Origin of the sequence: Pseudomonas sp. C11 (genome assembly GCF_034683865.1) — a bacterium.
Classification (GTDB): Bacteria; Pseudomonadota; Gammaproteobacteria; order Pseudomonadales; family Pseudomonadaceae; genus Aquipseudomonas.
The window spans coordinates 309,341-328,623 of the sequence record NZ_JAWIIP010000001.1 but is presented as its reverse complement, the minus strand read 5'-3'; the positions used below and the strand labels follow the sequence as shown (position 1 = coordinate 328,623).

Annotated in this window: 15 protein-coding genes; 10 read left to right on the top strand and 5 right to left on the bottom strand. The window is 64.0% G+C overall.

What is annotated here, in order from left to right:
* Positions 1-2: 2 nt before the first annotated feature.
* Genes tssA through VC352_RS01395 form a run of 5 tightly spaced genes read right to left on the bottom strand, consistent with a single transcriptional unit; the run spans position 3 to position 7,531 of the window.
* The gene (gene tssA, locus VC352_RS01415) at positions 3-1,067 is read right to left on the bottom strand and encodes a type VI secretion system protein TssA (RefSeq protein ID WP_322977796.1); all 1,065 of its coding nucleotides are present in this window, start codon (positions 1,065-1,067) and stop codon (positions 3-5) included.
* Positions 1,064-4,882: a type VI secretion system protein gene (locus VC352_RS01410; protein WP_322977795.1), complete on the bottom strand. Its 3,819-nt coding sequence runs from the start codon at positions 4,880-4,882 to the stop codon at positions 1,064-1,066. The genes tssA and VC352_RS01410 overlap by 4 nt, the downstream gene beginning before the upstream one ends.
* Entirely contained in the window at positions 4,879-5,649 is a 771-nt protein-coding gene (locus VC352_RS01405; protein WP_322977794.1) for a DotU family type IV/VI secretion system protein, read from the bottom strand. Before VC352_RS01405 ends, VC352_RS01410 begins: the two co-directional genes overlap by 4 nt.
* Before the next feature lie 30 nt (positions 5,650-5,679).
* Entirely contained in the window at positions 5,680-7,005 is a 1,326-nt protein-coding gene (gene tssK, locus VC352_RS01400; protein ID WP_322977793.1) for a type VI secretion system baseplate subunit TssK, read from the bottom strand.
* Between the two features lie 55 nt (positions 7,006-7,060).
* On the bottom strand, positions 7,061-7,531 hold the full coding sequence (locus VC352_RS01395) for a type VI secretion protein (protein ID WP_322977792.1): 471 nt from the start codon (positions 7,529-7,531) through the stop codon (positions 7,061-7,063).
* A 209-nt stretch (positions 7,532-7,740) separates the two neighbouring features.
* Between VC352_RS01395 and tssB the strand changes: the two genes are divergently transcribed.
* The 10 genes from tssB to tssI all read left to right on the top strand — a co-directional run bounded on the left by tssB (position 7,741) and on the right by tssI (position 19,277).
* Entirely contained in the window at positions 7,741-8,301 is a 561-nt protein-coding gene (gene tssB / locus VC352_RS01390) for a type VI secretion system contractile sheath small subunit (protein WP_322977791.1), read from the top strand.
* A gap of 29 nt (positions 8,302-8,330) precedes the next feature.
* The gene (gene tssC, locus VC352_RS01385) at positions 8,331-9,809 is read left to right on the top strand and encodes a type VI secretion system contractile sheath large subunit (RefSeq protein WP_322977790.1); all 1,479 of its coding nucleotides are present in this window, start codon (positions 8,331-8,333) and stop codon (positions 9,807-9,809) included.
* An 82-nt stretch (positions 9,810-9,891) separates the two neighbouring features.
* Entirely contained in the window at positions 9,892-10,389 is a 498-nt protein-coding gene (locus tag VC352_RS01380; RefSeq protein ID WP_322977789.1) for an Hcp family type VI secretion system effector, read from the top strand.
* 15 nt (positions 10,390-10,404) lie between these two features.
* Positions 10,405-10,845 carry a type VI secretion system baseplate subunit TssE gene (tssE, locus tag VC352_RS01375; RefSeq protein ID WP_322977788.1) on the top strand — a complete coding sequence of 147 codons (441 nt, stop codon included), beginning with the start codon at positions 10,405-10,407 and terminating at the stop codon, positions 10,843-10,845.
* Positions 10,829-12,616 (top strand): type VI secretion system baseplate subunit TssF, encoded by a 1,788-nt coding sequence (gene tssF, locus VC352_RS01370; RefSeq protein ID WP_322977787.1) that lies wholly within the window; start codon positions 10,829-10,831, stop codon positions 12,614-12,616. Before tssE ends, tssF begins: the two co-directional genes overlap by 17 nt.
* Positions 12,580-13,599, top strand: coding sequence for a type VI secretion system baseplate subunit TssG (gene tssG, locus VC352_RS01365; protein ID WP_322977786.1), 1,020 nt, complete (start codon positions 12,580-12,582; stop codon positions 13,597-13,599). Before tssF ends, tssG begins: the two co-directional genes overlap by 37 nt.
* Positions 13,599-16,148 carry a type VI secretion system ATPase TssH gene (gene tssH / locus VC352_RS01360; protein ID WP_322977785.1) on the top strand — a complete coding sequence of 850 codons (2,550 nt, stop codon included), beginning with the start codon at positions 13,599-13,601 and terminating at the stop codon, positions 16,146-16,148. Before tssG ends, tssH begins: the two co-directional genes overlap by 1 nt.
* Before the next feature lie 31 nt (positions 16,149-16,179).
* Positions 16,180-16,725 carry a papain-like cysteine protease family protein gene (locus tag VC352_RS01355; protein ID WP_322977784.1) on the top strand — a complete coding sequence of 182 codons (546 nt, stop codon included), beginning with the start codon at positions 16,180-16,182 and terminating at the stop codon, positions 16,723-16,725.
* A 61-nt stretch (positions 16,726-16,786) separates the two neighbouring features.
* A complete protein-coding gene (locus tag VC352_RS01350; RefSeq protein WP_322977783.1) occupies positions 16,787-17,254 on the top strand; it encodes a hypothetical protein in 468 nt (155 codons plus the stop codon).
* 16 nt (positions 17,255-17,270) lie between these two features.
* Complete coding sequence (gene tssI, locus VC352_RS01345; protein WP_322977782.1) at positions 17,271-19,277, top strand: type VI secretion system tip protein VgrG; 2,007 nt, start codon at positions 17,271-17,273, stop codon at positions 19,275-19,277.
* Positions 19,278-19,283 lie beyond the last annotated feature (6 nt).

Sequence of the window (19,283 nt, the reverse complement as noted above, 5' to 3'; positions counted from 1 at the left end):
ACTCACTTGAGGACGCCGAGCAGCTTCCACAGGCGACGGGACTCGGCATCGGCGCTGATCAACTCGTCCAGCAGCTCGCCGAGCGGCTGGTTACCCCATTCCACGGCTCGGCGGATGACATAGGGCACGGGGCTGTGCGGCTCGGTTCTGGCCAGGTAATCGGCAATCTGCGCCAACTGTCGGTAGGCCTGTTCACGACTGCTGGGCACGCCGACGGCAGGCGCTATGGGAGCAGTCGGTTCGGTAGTCGGCTCATCCATCACGGCTTCGGTCTCAGGCTCGGGTGAAGGGAGCGGCTCAGTTATCGGGACGAATTCCTCGAGCTGAGCACGCAGCTTGATCAATGTCTGGCGCAACGGGCCAAAGCTGGGCGCCAGATCGGCCAACCAGTCATCACTCCAGTGATCCAGGCGGTCAAGGGCAGCCAGAGCGCCCTGCAGCTCGGCGTCGGCAGCCTGGAAGTGTGCCACCGGCGTTTGCCTGAGCTTTTCATGCAGCTTGCGATACTCCAGCCGAGCAGCCTCGGCGGCGATCTTGTCCTGCTTGCTGTCGCTCATCTGCACCTGACGCTGCTGCAACTGCAGCCAGTCGTGCAGGGTGACATGCCCGAATTCGCTGGCCTCCAGGCCAAAGAGCGGAATATGGGTGCGCACGGCGTCGTTGTACTGGCGGATCATCCATTCCAACGGGAAGACGCGCCAGGAACGGTCATCGTCCTCAGGCTGCGGGTGCAGGGTGTCCGGATAGCGCTCGCACAAGCCGGCCAGCAACTCCAGGGCCGCCACCAGCCCAGCCAGCGCGTGGCGTCTGATCCAGGCCTCGCCGAGCCACACGGCGATCATCAGATCCTTGCTGCGGTCACGCAGCAGGTCACCGGCCAGGTGCTCCAGCGCCGCCCAGTCGCCGCGCTTGAGTTCACTCTGCCAAACGCCGGTCGGCAAGCTCGCATCATCCTCCCGGCGCAGCTCTCGCAGGCGATCCCAGGCGCCCTCGTAGCGCAGGCTGGGGCCGCAGACATCATCACCCGGAATGGGCTGCAGATAGGTTTCGATGGCAAAACGGCTCATGGCATCGGCGCTCCATCATGCAAGGCCTGAAGCTGAAAACGAGTGAACGGAGACGCGGGGGCGACCACCGGCAATGGCTGGATCGACAGGGGCAGCTTGCTGCCCTGGCTGAGTAGCGACAGGCGCATGAACATCTGCGCCTGGGGGTTGGCATCCAGCGCACCGCGCACCGGAACCTGCAGGGTCAGGGGGAAGTCCGTGTAATCCATGTTCGGCAGACGCTGCGGCACGACGTGCACGCGCATCATGCGCAGCAGCGCCCACGGGCCACGGTATTCCCAACCGGCTTCCAGACCGCTGACGGCCATGCTCGGTTGCAGCGGGTCGATCGTCGGCCGCTGGTTGCTGTCGCGCGCCCAGCGCAGCACCAGTTGCAATGGATCGCCGACATTCCAGCGCAGGCGCTGACCCGCCTCGCCAGGATGAGCGATCTGCTGGCCGGCACCATTGAGTGTCCAGGCGATCACCTGGTCGGCGCCCTGCTCGTCTTCACGATCCGTTCGCCAGCGCACCTCGAGTTCGACACCGATGGCGCCGGACTGATCACGGATGAACAACGGCCCGAGCCAGCTCCTGGCCTGTTTCATCCGCGTCAGGAAGTCCTCTGCGGCCAGTCGATTACCCGCCGGCGCCAACGCCAAGCCCTTTTCGGCCACTTCGAGATGGGTGTCGATCAGCTCCAGCAGGTGCTTGACGCGGGCCGGATCGGCATCACCGCTATCCAGGCTGTAGGAGAACGGAAAGCGCCCGGCCAGGTACTGGTTGAAGTAGTCCGCCAGCGCGCTCCAGGCTTGCGCCGCGTCCTGTGTCTGCAAGTCGTTGCAACGCTGCCGCGCCTGTTCGGAAATGCCGCGGGTGTAGCGCGCCAGATCGCCATTGCCTGGCGGCAGGCTGGCGGTCGAAAGCACCTGGCGGCAGTTGCCGATTTCCATTTCCACCAGATCCCGGCTCACCAGTTGCTCGAATAACGCCGGAGCACTGGCGGGGTTCTGCGCCTTGTATTTCTGCATGTCATCGCTGATCGAACCGAGCCTGTCGACCTTCTCCTGCAGCGGTAACGGCAGATCACTCTGCGCCCTCAGCCAGGTCAGTTCGGGCATTACCTTGTCAGTGCTGCTGCCGATATCGGCGAACTGCCGCGCCAGCGATGTTTTCAGATCCTGGATGTCGCTGGCCCGAAACAGTTTGAGCCCCAGGTTGGGTTGGCCGTCCCATTCGGCAATCGGATAGCGTGTGGTGAACAGCGGCAAGGTGTCGATATCGGCCAGCACGGCGTCGACATCCGCCATGGCGCGCAGGGTCAGCTGCGATTGCAGGGTACCGGCGAGGTCGGCACGGCCAAGCAACTTGAGTGCCTGGATCACCTGCATGGCCTGATCGACGGAAACATTGAACCGGCTTTGCGTGGAGCCGTAGCTGTAGGTGCCAGCCGAGGTGGTCAGCTCCGACCACATGGCCAGCGCTGCAGCCTGTTCGGCAGCCTTGAGCATACCCGCGCGATAATCGGGCGCGATCTGGGCCAACTCCTGCGTGACGAAGCTCTGATAGCTCTGCTGGTAGACCAATGCCTGAGCCATCTGCTGCTCGGTCACGTTGCCCAGGGCACGGGTGTCGGGAATGCCGTCCGGATGGCGCATCGCGCTTACGGCGAAGTCGCGCTTGAGCAGGTCATCGATACTTCTCGACAGTTTGCTGATGCGCTCCTGCAAGACCAACGTCCCTCCAGCCTGGCGTTGCAGGAGGTTGTCACGGCTGGCGGCGCCCTCGATCCACTGGCTGTGGAAGGTCTTGCGCAACTGGTCAGCCTCCAGCGTGACGGAGGCCTCGACGGTTGGGCCGAGCAGACGGCTCTGCTTGACGTCGTTCATCAGGTCGCGATAACCCGGCACGAGCTCTTCGCCGCTGCCATGACTCCAGGCGGAGTTGGTGAGGACGATCAGGTCTTCGAGGTGCCCGATCAGACCATCGATTTCCTCGAGCTTTTTCAGTGAGGTGTCGCGGCCATACTCCAGATCGCTGAGGTGTCGCTTGAGATAACCCGCAGGCGTGACGAAGTTGCCGGCCAGGAAATACTGCGCCAGCCAGAACTTCATCAACCCCTGGAATTGCCCTGAAAGTTGCCGGCCATTGGGCTCCAGATCCACGGGGCGCAGGCCTGGCATGGCCAGGTTGCGCAGGGCCTGGTCATAGAAGGCACGCCTGGACAGGCTGGCGGGATCGAGGCTCAGTCCAAGGGCATCGTTGCTCAACTGCGCGAGTGATTCGATGACGCCTTCCTGGCCGGTCAGCGCATCGTTGAGCAGGCGATTGTGGCGCTCCAGGCTGACCACGCCTTCAGCCAGGGTGCGTGCCTTGACATAGGTCGGCCATTGATCCGGCTGGGCGCTTTCCACATCCGGGCTGCGCTTTTCATTACGGATCGCCAGTAATGTGCTCAGTTGGTAGTTCTGCAGTTGCTGCAACGGCACCAGGGCTTCGCGACGCGCCATGCCACGCAGCAGCTGATCCATCTGTACATCCAGGGAGGTACCCCAGGACGTGGGATAGACCAGCGATGAGAAATGCCAGCGCGGCGCTTGCTGCAGCAGCGTCCAGAACGCCTGCACGTTGAGCTTGGCCTGCTCCTGACGACGCTCGGGCGCCAGCAGGCTGACGTGCCCGGCATGGGTTTCCTGCAACAGGCGGCTCAGCTCACGGGCATCGTTCTGCCGTCCCTGCCACACCCACAACATGCCCAGCAGCCAGCACAGCGCAAGTACCACGGCAACGCCGCCCGCACTCTTCTGCCAGCGCTGACGCAGGCGCAACACACGCGGCAATGCCTGCGCCAGCCCCTGCTCCGCGACCAGCCGCTGCCGCCAGAGCGTTTGCGTGAAGACCCCTTGCGTGGCTGGCAACTCGCCGGGATATAGCTGCGCCGAGTCGGCGAGCACTTGCGCCGCGCCAAGATAAAGGCCGCGAAACCGTGGCGCCTCGCCCTGCGTATTGCCCTGGAAGACCGGCTCCAGCAAGGTGCGCAGATTGCCCTTCAACTCCAGCAGCAAATCCGGCAGACGATACAGATCTTCGGCCAACTCGCCCTTCAGGGCGCCGACCTCGATGATCGCCGCCTGTATGTTCTGCACCACGGCTTCCAGCGCATCGTCGAGCCAGTAGCTCTGCCAGCCTGCATCCAACCCATAGGGCGATGACCACCCTAGCAGGCGTTCACGTCCCTCCTCGGGCAGAGCCGCGACCAACTCCTGAAAACCCGGCATCTCCTCGAAGCCGGTGATCAGGACATAGACCGGCAGGCTCAGGCCCAGGCGTTGCAGCAACTCGGCGAAACGCCGACGCAGCACGATGACGTCGGCGGTACTCTGCGCGCCGTCCTGCAACTGGCTGAGGGGGATGTTCCAGATCACGCCATCCAGTGGGCGCTGGCCGCGCAACCTGAGCAGCATGCCTAGCAGGCGGCGCCAGACGAAGGTGGCGGCGTTGCTGCCATCGCTGGGCAGGAAAATGCCCTGCGGTACCACCAGCACGGCGCCGTCCTGGTCCGCCCACCAGCGGCCAAACCAGGCCGGACGGCCAGCGGGTGTGAGTTGCCAGTCGAGGCACAGCTGGCTGCCTTCGCGCGGATCGCCGAGCAGCATCAGCCAGGGAACCTGATAGCGCGACTCGATCCCCTGTTCATGCTCCATCTTGCGCACGGCGGCATAGAAGCTGCGGATGGCCATGCCCGATTGCGTTCGCAACCACCAGAACAGCGCGACCAATGCCACCAGCAGCAAGAGCGTGCCAAGCACGCTGAGGATGATTGCCAGGGTACTCATTCTGCTGGGCTCCCGGCTTCTTCCACGCTGACCAGATGCAGCAGCGGCGTCAGTTCCGCCTGAATGTCACGCCACATCAAGTGCCCGGCCAGGCTCAGCAGCACCAGCAGGCCGCAGATGGCCAAACCCAGGCGCATACCATCAGGCAATGCACGGCGCAGCGGCAGGCGCAAGGCCGCAGCCCGGGTGGGCCGGGCGAGGCTGCTCATGACGCCAGCGGCGGCGGGCTCGCGCTGCCAGGCAAAGGTGAACAGCGCATGGCGCCAGCGCGTATGCAGCGCGCGCCCACGATCACTGCGCAGTCCGCCATAGAAGCCCAGAACCAGACATTGCAGATAGACGTTGGCCAGATCACGCGAGGCCGGCGCGCGCTCCTTGAGTAGCTTGTGAATGGCGCGGGGCAAACGCTCACCGGCATTGCGCGAGCCGTACAGACGGGTTTCCAGCGGGCGTGGCTGCCAGGCCGTGCGGCCAGGCCATTCATCGAACAGCAGACGTTCGTCGACCAGCGCCACGAACGCGTAGACCATCGCCTTGACCTGGCTCGACGACGACGCCCCGACGCTGGCGAACGCTGCGCGCCACAAACGGCGAACCACCAGGATCGTGGCTTCCGCCATGCGCTCGACCTGTTCGTTGCCCGTGTTGCTGAGCCCGGCCATGCCATCCCAGATTTCCCGCCATTCGAGCCACGCCTCGCGAAATGCCAGGCTCAGCGGTGCTTCTCCGAACTCGGGTGGGTACAGCGCAACGCTCCTTTCCGACATCTAGGCTTCCTTGGCTTGGGCAGGCTGATTTCAAGGGGTATCGGTGGTGAACAGCAGAACTTGCCAGGGGCTCGCCGTCGCTCTCGCGGAGGTGACGGCCAGGCATAGCGGCTGCTCGGGGTCGAACCAGTCGCCGGATGCCTGGATCAGGAAAAGGTGGGTCTCCTCCCCCACACCATAGGCCGCGCGCTCGTTGCGGCTCATCGGCTGATGCGGCAAGCCGCTCATGCGTTGCTGCGCGAGCGTGGGGACATGCTGCCGCGAGGCGATCACGGCCTGCGCCAGCCAGGTCTGTGCGGCCTGCTGCCCGGTACCGGCCGGCATGCGCAGCCCGACGACCAGACGCTGGCGACGCGTCTGGTTGTCCGGCAAATCGATGGCGAAACCCTGTTCGGACTGCTCGAACACCAGGCAGCGGTAGCCGACGCGGATGCTGTCCAGATTCCGGTGCAGCCAGTCGATCACTTCGTCGAAGCCGCGCTTGAGCTCGAGAAAATCCAGCGGTGCGAACGCCGGCACACCATTCAGCGGATTGAGCGCACACCAGGCGCCCGCGAGGCCGGCCAGCAGCCCATGCAGCTGCGCCGGGCTCGCCACTCGGCTGTTCAAGGCGACTTCGAGCTCGGGGAGGCGCGCCCAGAGCGCCGTCAGTTGTCGCCGGAGCTCCTGCACGTCGTCGCGATTACCTGCCTGCTCGGCCTGGCGCAGCCGCCCGGCGAGGAACATGCACTTCTCCCGACCACGTGCGCACAAAGCGGAAACCATCTGCCCCAGTGGCGATTCCGGCAGGATCAGCGACATCGGTGGCACATAGGCTTGCCTGACGAAGCCGCCGCCCTCTTTGGCAATACGCAACAGCGGCAGGCAAACCGAATCGGCCCGTTCGCTGTCCGTCACCAGACGCAGATTGGGTCGCCAGACCAGAACCGGCTCGGGATGCTCACCGCTGGCCAGATCGGGTACGGCGTCACCGAAATGCGACTGCAGGCGTCCGTTGAGGGGCAGTACCTGCCCACTGCGACCCAGCGGGTTTACGGCGAGGTAGAGGGTGACGCATGCGTTGGCAGCCGCCGCTACGGCAGGCCCGACATCGAGCTCCAGCACCTTGCCGCCACCCGGCTGCACGCTGACGGGCAAACCGTCGGGCAGGATCGCTTCGAGAGATTGGATACGTACCAGGCCGGTGCTGAGCGCTGCGGGATCGACTTCCAGCTCGCTCACGCCCCAGAACCAGGGATTGGCAGCGTTGGCGCAAAGAGCCGCGACAACCTCAGCGCGCAGCCCCTGCAATTGAAAATGTTGAGGCAACAGTTGCATGCCCTCATGCCAGCAGACTGCATCCGGCAAAACCTTCATACCACTCCCCTTCGACATCCGCTGTTTGGCATGCATGCACGCGCGCAAGGCTGGGCTAGCGTTCTCGACCTGTCAGCAGGCGCATCTCCCTGCTGTCGAAACGCAGCCACACTCGGCCTGATTCGTTCAGGCGCAAACGGTGCGCGCCAGGAGTGTTATAGCCGGCGAATACCAAAAGTCCAGCGGCCTCATCCCCGGCGAAGGGAAAGTCACGGACATCACGGAATTGCCCCGGCACGAGCTCCAGCCGCCACACCGAAAACAGCTTTCGGTAGTCGCGCTCGTACTGCCCGCGCTCGGCGAACCATTGCCTGGCCGGAATCTCGGAAAGCAGCTTGAGCAAATCGGGGTCGTGCACGGCGACGAAGTCGACGGCAATCGGCGTGTCGTCATTGGCCCGCTCCGCCACGTCCAGCGCCAGGCTGTCTAGCCCGATCCTTTCACCGCGAAAGGCGCAGCCGCCCAGAGCAAGCGAGAGACCCATCAGCACTGCCAACAGCCAGGAAATCGCACGTCCCTGCGTCATGAACATTTCACCTTGAATTTCACATTTGCAAATTTATAGACCTGATCTAGCGTCTATGAAAGTTCGTCGTCATGACGAATGTGGATGGATCGCCAAGGACGGGCTCGCTGTTCAGCCAACCCGTCGTCGCTGTGGTCCAGCAACGGAGTGCGAGCACGGGATTCATCCGCTGCAGTGCGCTCCAGGTACCGCCCCGGAGCTCAACCAACATGGCTGAAAGTACGCAACACAAGCTGGATCGGATCCGCCCACCCCGTGTCCAGATCACCTACGACGTCGAAATCGGCAACGCCATCGAGAAAAAGGAACTGCCCCTCGTGGTCGGTATCCTCGCCGATCTTTCCGGCAAACCGGAAAATCCCCTGCCCAAGCTGATCGAACGTCGCTTCACCGAGATCGACCGCGACAACTTCAACGAGGTACTCGCCTCCATCGAGCCACGCAGCACCCTGCAGGTGGAAAACACCATCAGCGGTGACGGCAGCAAGCTCAACGTCGAACTGCGCTTCCGCCATTTCGACGACTTCGATCCGGTCAACATCGTCAAGCAGATCACCCCGCTGCGCCGTCTCTACGAGGCCCGCCAGCGCCTGCGCGACCTGCTCACCAAGCTCGATGGCAACGACGACCTCGACAAGCTGCTGCAGGACGTGGTGAGCAACACCGAAGGTCTGCAGGAGATCAAGTCTTCGCGTCCCGAAGGCGAGGCACCGGCCGCTGAAGGCGCTGCCGCTGCCGATGACGAAGCACCGGCCGAACCTCAGGCCTGATCGAACCCCGAATTCCCGGAGACAACGCAATGGCAACTGAAGCCGGTGCATCCAGCGAAAGCACGACCCAGACCCTGACCCTGCTCGACCGCATCATCGCCGAGGGCCGCATGGCTCACGATGAGAGCCAGCAGGGCTACGCCCGCGACATGCTCGCGGAGTTCGCCACCCAGGTTCTCGACGAAGGCATGGCCATCGACAAGGATACCGTGGCCATGATCAACGACCGCATCAGCCAGATCGACAAGCTGATCAGCGACCAGCTCAACGAAGTCCTGCACCACCCCGAGTTGCAGAAGCTGGAAGCTTCCTGGCGCGGCCTGCACATGCTGGTGGATCAGACCGAGACCAGCAGCCGTCTGAAACTGCGCCTGCTCAACGTCACCCAGAAGGAGTTGCAGAACGACCTGGAGAAGGCCGTCGAATTTGACCAGAGCGCGCTGTTCAAGAAGATCTACGAAGAGGAATACGGCACCTTCGGCGGGCACCCGTTCAGCCTGCTGGTAGGCGACTACGCCTTCGGTCGCCATCCTCAGGACGTGGCCCTGCTGGAGAAACTCTCCAACGTCGCCGCCGCTGCCCACGCGCCCTTCATCGCCGCCGCCAATCCCAAGTTGTTCGACATGAACAGTTTCACCGAGCTGGCCGTGCCGCGTGACCTGAGCAAGATCTTCGAGAGCCTGGAGCTGATCAAGTGGCGCAGCTTCCGCGAGAGCGAGGATTCGCGCTACGTCTCCCTGGTGCTGCCGAACTTCCTCCTGCGCCTGCCCTACGGCCCGGACACCAAACCGGTGGAAGGCATGGACTACCTCGAGGACGTCAATGGCACCGACCATTCCAAGTACCTCTGGGGCAATGCCGCCTGGATGCTGGCAGCACGCATCACCAGCGCCTTCGCCAAGTACGGCTGGTGCGCGGCGATCCGTGGTGCCGAGGGCGGTGGCGCGGTGGAAGGCCTGCCGGCCCACACTTTCCGTACCCTGTCCGGCGACCTGTCGTTGAAATGCCCGACCGAAGTGGCGATCACCGACCGCCGTGAGAAGGAACTGAACGACCTCGGTTTCATCTCCCTGTGCCACAAGAAGAACACCGACATGGCCGTGTTCTTCGGCGGCCAGACCACCAACAAGGCCAAGCTCTACAACACCAACGAAGCCAACGCCAACGCGCGCATCTCGGCCATGCTGCCGTATGTGCTGGCGGCCTCGCGCTTCGCCCACTACCTCAAGGTGATCATGCGCGACAAGGTGGGCAGCTTCATGACCCGCGACAACGTGCAGACCTACCTCAACAACTGGATCGCGGACTACGTGTTGATCAACGACAACGCGCCCCAGGAGATCAAGGCCCAGTACCCACTGCGCGAAGCCCGCGTGGACGTCTCGGAAGTCGCCGGCAAGCCGGGCGTCTACCGCGCCACGGTGTTCCTGCGCCCGCACTTCCAGCTGGAGGAGCTGACCGCCTCGATTCGCCTGGTGGCCAGCCTGCCGCCGCCCGCTGCGGCCTGACCCGACGCCCCCGCCGGCCAGACCGGCGGGGGTTCGCCCCTAACACGATCAACACCGTTTTCAGACCCAGGAGTTATCCGCGATGGATGCCATCATTCTCGACCTCGGCGACGACATCAAAGGCGACAGCCTGCTCGAGGGCTACACCGACAAGATCGAGTTGATGTCCTACAGCCACAACGTGGCGATGCAGGTCACCAACGACGTCAGCAACTCGGAGCGCACCTCCGGCAAACCGCATATCGGCGAGTTCACCGTCACCAAGTTCGTCGACACCTCTACCCCTTCGCTCAACGAATACTGCTGCGCCGGCAAGCCTATCGCCACGGCCAAGATCACCATCGGACGCAACGCGGCCGAGGGCGACGGCAAGCTGCTGCCCTTCATCATCTACACCCTCGACAACGTGGTGCTCTCCAACGTCAGCGTCAGTGGCGGTGCCGGCGGCAAGCCGGTGGAAACCCTGTCGTTGAACTTCACCAAGATCAAATGGGAGCTCACCGCGCAGAAGGACGATGGCACCAAGGAAGGCACTGCTGCCTCCACCTGGGATCTGGCCGCCAACAAACTCGTCAAGTAAGGACGCCGCCGCTCCATGTCGTACAGCGGACTGCTGCCCCCTCTGTTCGAGCGCCTTTCCGCCCAGGCGGACGAGGCGCCGGACTTCGACCGCGAAGCCCTGGCAGAGTCCGTGCGCCTGGAGTTGGCGCGCCTGCTCAACACCCGCCGCCCGCCTCGCGCCCCTGGCCGACCGCTGACCGTACTCGACTATGGCATCGCCGACTGGAGCGCCCTGCAGGCTCTGCGGGTGGATGATCGGCGCCTGCTATTGCGGGAACTGCGCACCGCCGTGCAGCATTTCGAACCGCGTCTGCAACTGAGCGAAATCGAGGTCGAGGCCCTGCCCGACCAGCCCCAGCGCCTTGCCATCCGCCTGGCCGGGCACCTGCGCAGCGGTCGTCGCACCTGGCCCGCGCTATTCCTCCTCGCCCCCGGCGACGACGGCCTGGAGGTGCGCCATGAGCGACTCGATTGATGCCGACCTGCTGGACTACTACCAGCGCGAACTCACCTGGCTGCGCCATGCCGGCAGCAGCTTCGCCCAGCGCTACCCGAAAGTGGCGCGGCGCCTGGAACTATCCCCCGGCGAATGCCCAGATCCCCATGTCGAACGGTTGCTGGAAGGCTTCGCGCTGCTCAGCGCACGGCTGCACCGACGCCTCGACGATGACTACGCAGAATTCAGCGATGCCCTGCTGGAACAGCTCTACCCGCTGGTGCTGCGGCCCCTGCCCTCCTGCGCCATCGTGCAGTTCGAGCCGGATCCGACCCAGGGCAACCTCGCCGAGGGCTACAGCCTGCCCCGCGACACGCCGTTGTTCGTCAATACTCGAGACGGAGCCAGCGTGCACCTGCGCACCACTGCCGAGGCAGTGCTCTGGCCACTGCGTATTAGTGAAGCGACCCTGCTAGATGGCGATGCCGCCGTGGCCTTCTCCGGCCACCCGCGTGCGCGCTCAGCCCTGCGCCTGACCCTGGAATGCCTCGGCGAATTCGACTGGGCGCAACTGCCCGTGCGCCACCTGCGGGTGCACCTGGCCGCCTCACCGATGACCAACGCCACCCTGTACGACCTGCTCGGCGCCCACAGCCTCGGCATCTGGAGCGGCGCACCGGAAAGCCCACTGCAACCGGTGACCGGCGAAATCGCCCCGGTGGGCTTCGCCGACGACCAGGCGCTGCTGCCTGATGAAGACGGCCAGCACCCCGGCCTGCGCCTGCTGGCGGAGTACTTTGCCTTCCCCGACAAGTTCGCCTTCTTCGACCTGCCGCTGCTGCCACCGGCCAACGGAGGGCGCGATTGCCAGGTGCTGATCGCCTTCGACCGCGCCCCGCTGGGCCGGCCGCACCTGCAGGCCAGCGAGCTACGCCTGGGCTGTGCCCCTGCCATCAACCTGTTCCCGCGCACCTCCGAACCGTTGCGCCCGGACGGCACCCGCAGCGAATACCGCCTGGTAGCCGACGCCCACCGCGAAAGCAGCGTGGAGATTCACAGCATTCGCAACGTCCGGGCCGCCACGCCACAGGGCGTGCATCGTGTGCCGGCCTACTACGGCCACAGTCACGCCGGCGCAGGTCTGTACTGGCATGCTCGGCGCGTCGAAGGTCTGAACCCGGCGCGTCCCGGCAGTGATCTGCTGCTGAGCCTGGTGGACACCGCTTTCGACCCGAGGCACGACGCCCCCGAATACAGCCTCACCGCCGAACTGCTGTGTACCAACCGCCACCTGGCGGAGAACCTACCGACCGGCACCCGCCTGGGTTTCGAACGCCCCGGCCCAGTGGCCCTAGCCAGCCTGCTGGCACCACCAACGCCGCAGAGTCTGCCGCGCCTCTCCGGGCCCTCGCGCTGGCGTCTGGTGTCGCAACTGAGCCTCAACCACCTGTCCCTGGTGGAAGGCCCGCAAGCCCTCGATGCACTGCGCGAGTTGCTGCACCTGCACAACCTGCGCGACGAAGCCGGCCCCCGGCGCCAGGTGGACGGCCTGGTCGAGTTGACGTCTGAGAGAGTGGTAGCGCGAGTCGGCAACGACGCCTGGCGCGGTTGGCGTAACGGCCTGGAAGTGCGCATCCGCCTCGACTCGCAGCATTTCGCCGGCAGCAGTGCCGTGCTGTTCTCTGCCGTACTGGCGCAGTTCTTCTCTCTCTATGCAACGCCCAACCGCTTCATCCGTACGGTACTGGTGGATCACGACAAGGAGGTGCGGGCATGGCAGCCCCAAGCCGGCAAGCCCCTCAGCCTCTGAGCCAGCGCCTGCGCGCAAAACCCCAAGCCTTTGAGTTTTTTCAGGCCCTGTTGCTGCTGGAGCGCGAACGCCCCGACGCCACGCCGCTGGGCCAGGGCAGCAGCCCGGACGAGGAGGCCCTGCGCCTGCGCGGGCCGCTCACGCCGACCTTCGCCGCCAGCCAGGTGGTCAGCCTGGAGGAACAGCCAGGCCAGCCGCCGGTACTGAGCACCGCCGTATTCGGCCTCGGTGGCCCCGATGGCCCGCTACCCTACGCCTACCAGGAATGGCTGCAACAGCGCGCCCGCCACAAGGATCACGCCCCGGCGGAATTCCTCGACCTGTTCCAGAACCGCCTGCTCGCCCAGCTCTACCGAGTATTGGGCCGGCATCGCCTGGCACTCGGCTTCGAGCCGCCGGAACAGGCGCCCGTGCACCAGCCGTTAATGGCCCTGGCCGGCCTGCTGCCACGCAGCCTGCAACAGCGCCTGGCTCTGCCGGATGCCGCAGTCACCGCCCGTGCAGCGCTGTTCAATGGCCCGCGCCGCTCGCTGGCCGGCTTCGCCGTACTGGTGCGCCACCAGTTTGGTGTGGCGGTGGACTACGAAACCTATCAAGGGGCCTGGCGTGAGATCCCAGCAGCCAGCCGCAGCCGCCTGCAACGCGGTGGTCGCAACCTTGGCCTGGGCCGCGACGCCATCGCTGGCACCCGGGTGTGGGACGAACACGCCGGCATCCGCCTCACTCTCGGCCCGCTGAGCACCGAACAAGCCAACGCCTACCTGCCTGACGGCACACAGCACCAACGGCTCGCCGACCTCGCCGGGCTCTACCTCGGCCCCGATCTGGACTGCCACCTGCGCTTGCTGGTGCGCCCTGGCGCGCCGCTGCGTCTGGATCGCAAACAGCCCCCGCGCCTGCGCTGGAGTGGCGGGCTGCACCTGCTCGCCGGTAGCACCCTGCAACGCATCGACACCCGCCTGCGGCTCAAGGAGATGCCCTGATGGAACTCGCCGCACTCATCGGCCGCCTCAACGCCGACAGCCGCCGAGCCCTGGAACGGGCTGCCCAGCGCTGCCTACAACGCACTCACCACTATGTGGAGATCGAGCACCTGCTGCTGGAGCTGCTCGACATCGAAGGCGGCGATTTTGCCTGGCTGCTGCCGCGTTTCGGCCTGGAACGCGACAGCCTGGCCACCGAGATCAACCGCGCCCTGGAACTGTTCAAGGCCGGCAGCACCCGCACCCCCGCCCTCTCCACGCAGACCATCGGCCTGCTGGAAGACGCCGTGGTACAAGCCAGTGTGCAGGGCCAGACGAGCATCCGCTCCGGCCTCTTGCTGCTCGCCCTGCTCGATCGCGACGAGCGCCGCAGCCTGCTGCTCAACAGCGCCTCTTCGCTGCTGCGCATCCCGCGTGAAGCCCTGCGCGCCAACCTGCTGGAATGGACGCAAGCCTCCCGCGAATACAGCGGCGGCCCCGGCCCGGCCGGCAAGGCTCGCCCCACACAGGAAGCCTCGCAGGACAGCGTGCTCGACCAATACACCCAGGATCTCACCGCCGACGCCCGCGCCGGGCGCATCGACCCCATCGTCGGGCGCGACGGTGAGATTCGCCAGAGCATCGACATCCTCCTGCGCCGTCGGCAGAACAACCCGATCCTGGTCGGTGCCCCCGGTGTCGGTAAAACCGCCGTGGTCGAAGGCCTGGCCCTACGTATCGCTGCCGGCGATGTACCACCACCGCTGCAGGACGTCATCCTCCGTGTGCTCGACCTCGGGCTGCTGCAGGCCGGCGCCGGGGTCAAGGGTGAGTTCGAGCAGCGCCTCAAGGGCGTGATCGACGCCGTACGCAACAGCGAGCAGCCGATCATCCTGTTCATCGACGAGGCCCACACCCTGATCGGCGCCGGCGGCAGCGAGGGTGGCAGCGACGCCGCCAACCTGCTCAAGCCGGCACTGGCCCGTGGCGAGCTGCGCACCCTCGCCGCCACCACCTGGCTGGAATACAAAAAGTACTTCGAGAAAGACCCGGCCCTGGCCCGCCGCTTCCAACTGGTGCAGGTGGAAGAACCCGACGAGGCTACCGCTGTGGAGATGCTGCGCGGCGTCGCTGCCAAGCTGGAGCAACACCATGGCGTACAGGTACTCGACAGCGCCATCCATGACGCGGTCAAGCTTTCTCACCGCTATATCTCCGGTCGGCAATTGCCGGACAAGGCCATCAGCGTGCTCGACACCGCCTGCGCCCGTGTTTCCCTCGGTCAGCACGACGTGCCGCCACCGCTGGAAAGCCTGCGCCACCGCCAGCAGGCCCTGGGCGAGGAACTGCAGCGCCTGCGCCGCGAACAGGCCACCGGCCTCGACCACCGCGAACGCATCACTGCCCTGGAGCAGGAATCCACCGACAACCAGGCCGCCATCCGCGAACTGGAAACCCGCTGGGGCGAAGAGCGCGAAGCCGTGCGCGAACTGCTGGAAGCCCGCCGCGAACTGCTGGCCCTGAGCGAGAGTGCCGACGCCAGCCACCCCGACGAAGCCCTCGACGAGCGCATCGACCACCTCGCCGCCGAACTCACCCGGTTGGAGACCGGCCTCGATGCCATCCGCCAGGACGACCCGCTGGTGCCCGAACAGGTGGACTCACGCACCGTGGCCGCAGTGATCGCCGGCTGGACCGGCATTCCCATCGGCAAGATGCTCGCCGACGAAGCCTACGCCGTGCGTACCCTCGGCCAACGCCTGGGCCAGCGGGTCATGGGCCAGAATGGCGCCCTGGCCACCATCGCCCAGCGCATCCAGGCCTACCGCGCCGGCCTCACCGACCCGGCCAAGCCGGTGGGCGTGTTCCTGCTGGTCGGCCCCACCGGCGTCGGCAAGACCGAAACCGCCTATGCCCTGGCCGACGCCCTCTACGGCGGCGAACGCAACCTGATCAGCATCAACCTTTCCGAGTACCAGGAGGCCCACACCGTCAGCCAGCTCAAGGGCGCCCCGCCCGGCTACGTTGGCTACGGCACCGGCGGCGTGCTCACCGAAGCCGTGCGGCGCCGGCCCTACTCCGTGGTGCTGCTGGACGAAATCGAAAAGGCCCACCCCGACGTGCTGGAGGCCTTCTACAACGTCTTCGACAAAGGCGTGATGGAAGACGGCACCGGCCTGGTGGTGGACTTCAAGAACACCGTGATGCTCGCCACCAGCAACGTCGGCGCTGAACTGGTGCTGGACACCCCCATCGACCAGCTCGGCAGCGACGTCTTCAACGAACGCCTGCGCAAGGTGCTGCTACAGGCCTTCCGCCCCGCCTTCCTCGCCCGCATGACCGTGGTGCCCTACCGCCCACTGGACGAAGCGACCCTGGAAGGCATCGTCCTGGCCAAGCTGGAAAAACTACGCGAACGCTACAAGGCCGCCACCGGCAAACAATTCGACTTCGACCCCGCCATCGTGAAAGCGGTGCTCGCCAAATGCAGCGCAGCCGGCGCGCGGGATATCGAGAATGTGCTGATGGCGCAGGTGACGGGGAAGTTGGCGGAGTGGGTGTTGGAATAGTCATATAAACCATCACGAACAAGAGCAAGCAATGTACTACAGACTTCTTGCAGTCCCTAAAATACAACAACAACACAGCATGTCTTGCTGGTATGCCGCTGCCAGAATGGTGATCGGCACATTCATTAGCGGGCCAATATATGGATTGGGCCAGGAAAGCTCAGAGCTGTTCAGTGCCGGCCTAAGCAACGCTAGGTACAGAGAGTTTGCAAGATCAAACAACTTGAAGCCTATGGAGGATTCTGAAGATGAAATAATGGAGTATGCCGCTAAACACTCAAAAAACTATCCCGGAGTGGACTTCGGCAAACTCAAATACATGCTGGAAAAGTACGGCCCCATATGGACTGTAATTTATCAAGGAAAACATGCTGTCGTTGTGACTGGAGTGGAAGCAAACGAGAATAGCACCCAGGTTATATACAATGATCCTGCAGACGCACAAGAAAAGCGAATGGAACTCGGTGTGTTTAACGTATCCGTAGACTGGAGATGCAAGGGAGTTATGTGCCACTATGCCGAAGGAAATAAGGCTCCCAGAATGTCGGCAATAATATCAATTCAGTGCGGGTGCTAATTCTAAACCCTACGTATAGATAGCGTTTTTTATTTTCCACTCAAAACAAGGATGATCTAACATGCCGGTAAATTCGCAAAAAAAGATAGAAGTAAGAGATGCTGCCATATATGCATCTAGACCAATAGCAACCACCCGTGCCGTTGGCATTATACTTTACAGCGATGGCAATTACGGCGACTTGCTATACGGCCTTAGTGGGCGAAGCTTAACTTATAAAAAAAGCTTTATCGTGCAGGAGCATCACAATCTTCTGGGCGCGGCGCTTGCAAAAATGAATCTAGAAAAGAAGACACCCCAAACCCATCACAAAGCTTTTTTAGATGCCGAGGTCAATATATTCAATAGCGCTAGCCGAGAATGTGACTACTGGTACAAATTTGGCATAACACCGACATCAATGTACATATATATAGTTGGGCCTAAGGATATGTGTCCGTCCTGCAAAAATATAAAACGTAAATTCTCTCAGGCATACGGAATAGTCCAAACAGAAATCGAGAGCGACTTTCTTAAAGCGCAGTATTAATAACTACGAGGTTTTAATGCCCCGCCCCACCGACACCAATACCAGCCTCTCCCTCAGCGCTTCCGCCCTGACGGATCTCTACCCCCAGGCGCTTTCCGGGGACGAGGCGTTGAACGAGTTGGGCAGCCTGAGCCTCCACGGCGACAGCACCACCGCGCTGACATTGAGCAGTGCCGTGGCCACGCATATCACCGCCACCCTGCACAACGACGCCAACCAGCGCTCCCTCGACGCCTTGGTCGCAGACATCCGCCAGCTCCCCGCCGATGCCACGGCCGACCGCTACCAGGTGGTGCTGCGCCCCTGGCTCTGGTGGCTGACGCTGGCCAGCAATAATCGGGTGTTCCAGAACCTCTCCACCAGCGACATCGTCACCACGATCTTCAAGGCCCATGGCTTCACCGACTTCAAGCTGTCGCTCTCCGGCAGCTATGAGCCGCGCGAGTATTGCGTGCAGTACGGGGAGACGGATTTCGCCTTCGTTTCGCGGCTGCTGGAGGAGGAAGGCATCTTCTGGTTCTTCACCCACGAGGACGGCAAGCACACGCTGGTGCTGGGGGACAGCAGCGATGCCTTCGTGCAGATCCCCAACGGCCCGAAGGTGCCCTATCTGGGCCAGGGCATCGGCGTGCGCGAGCTGCATGGCATCCGCTCGGCGCAGTACAGCGTGCAGGCGGTGAGCGGAGTGTACAGCGCCACGGATTACGCCTTCACCACCCCCACCACCTCGCTCTACAGCAAAGCCGAGGCGGTGGCCGGGCCGCTGTCGATGTACGAGCACCCGGGCGGCTACATCGCCAAGGCACGCGGCGATGCCTTGACCAAGCAGCGCGTGGACGGGCTGCGCAGCCAGGAGAAGCGCCTGATCGGCGAGAGCGACTGCCGCTGGCTGGTGCCCGGCCACTGGTTCACCCTCACCGGGCATGACGACGCCAGCCTCAATATCGACTGGGTGGTGACCGCCGTCACCCATGACGCCACCCACGAGCACTACCGCAACCGTTTCGAGGCCATTCCCAAGGCCACCGCCTACCGCCCGCCACGCCTCACCCCCAAGCCGCGCATGCACACCCAGACCGCGCAGGTGGTGGGCAAATCCGGCGAGGAAATCTGGACCGACCAGTACGGCCGTATCAAGATCCAGTTCCCCTGGGATCGCGACGGCAAGAACGACGAAACCTCGTCCTGCTGGGTGCGCGTGGTACTGCCCTGGAGCGGCAAGGGCTTCGGCATGCAGTTCATCCCACGCATCGGCCAGGAGGTAATCGTCACCTTCATCGACGGCGACCCGGATCGCCCGTTGGTCACTGGCTGTGTCTACAACGGCGACAACACCCTGCCCTACGCCCTGCCGGACAACCAGACCCAGTCCGGCATCAAGACCAACTCATCCAAGGGCGGCGGCGGCTTCAACGAACTGCGCTTCGAAGACAAGAAGGACGCCGAGGAAGTCTTCCTCCAGGCGCAGAAGGACATGAAGGTCAACGTGCTCAACGACAGCACCGCCACCATCGGCCACGACGAAACCCTCACGGTGCAGAACGCCCGCACCCGCACGGTGAAGGAAGGCGACGAGACCATCACCCTGGAGAAGGGCAAGCGCACGGTGACCATCCAGACCGGCAGCGACACCCTCGACGTCAAGGACAGCCGCACTGTTAGTGTCGGCGCCGACCAGACCCACAGCACCGGTGGCAACTACAGCCACAAGGTCAGCGGCAACTACGAACTGACCGTGGACGGCAACCTCACCATCAAGGTGACCGGCACCCTCACCCTGCAAAGCAGCGGCGACTTCACCGCCAAGAGCGACAAGAACCTCACCACCCAGGCCGGCATGGCCCTTACCGACAAGGCCGGCACCTCGCTCACCAACCAGGCGGGCACCTCCCTGGACAACAAGGCTGGCACCACCCTGACCAACGACGCTGGCGTCAGCCTCACCAACAAGGCCGCCGCCGAACAGACCGTGGATGGCGGCGGCATGCTGACCATCAAGGGCGGCCTGGTAAAGGTCAACTGAGGCGCC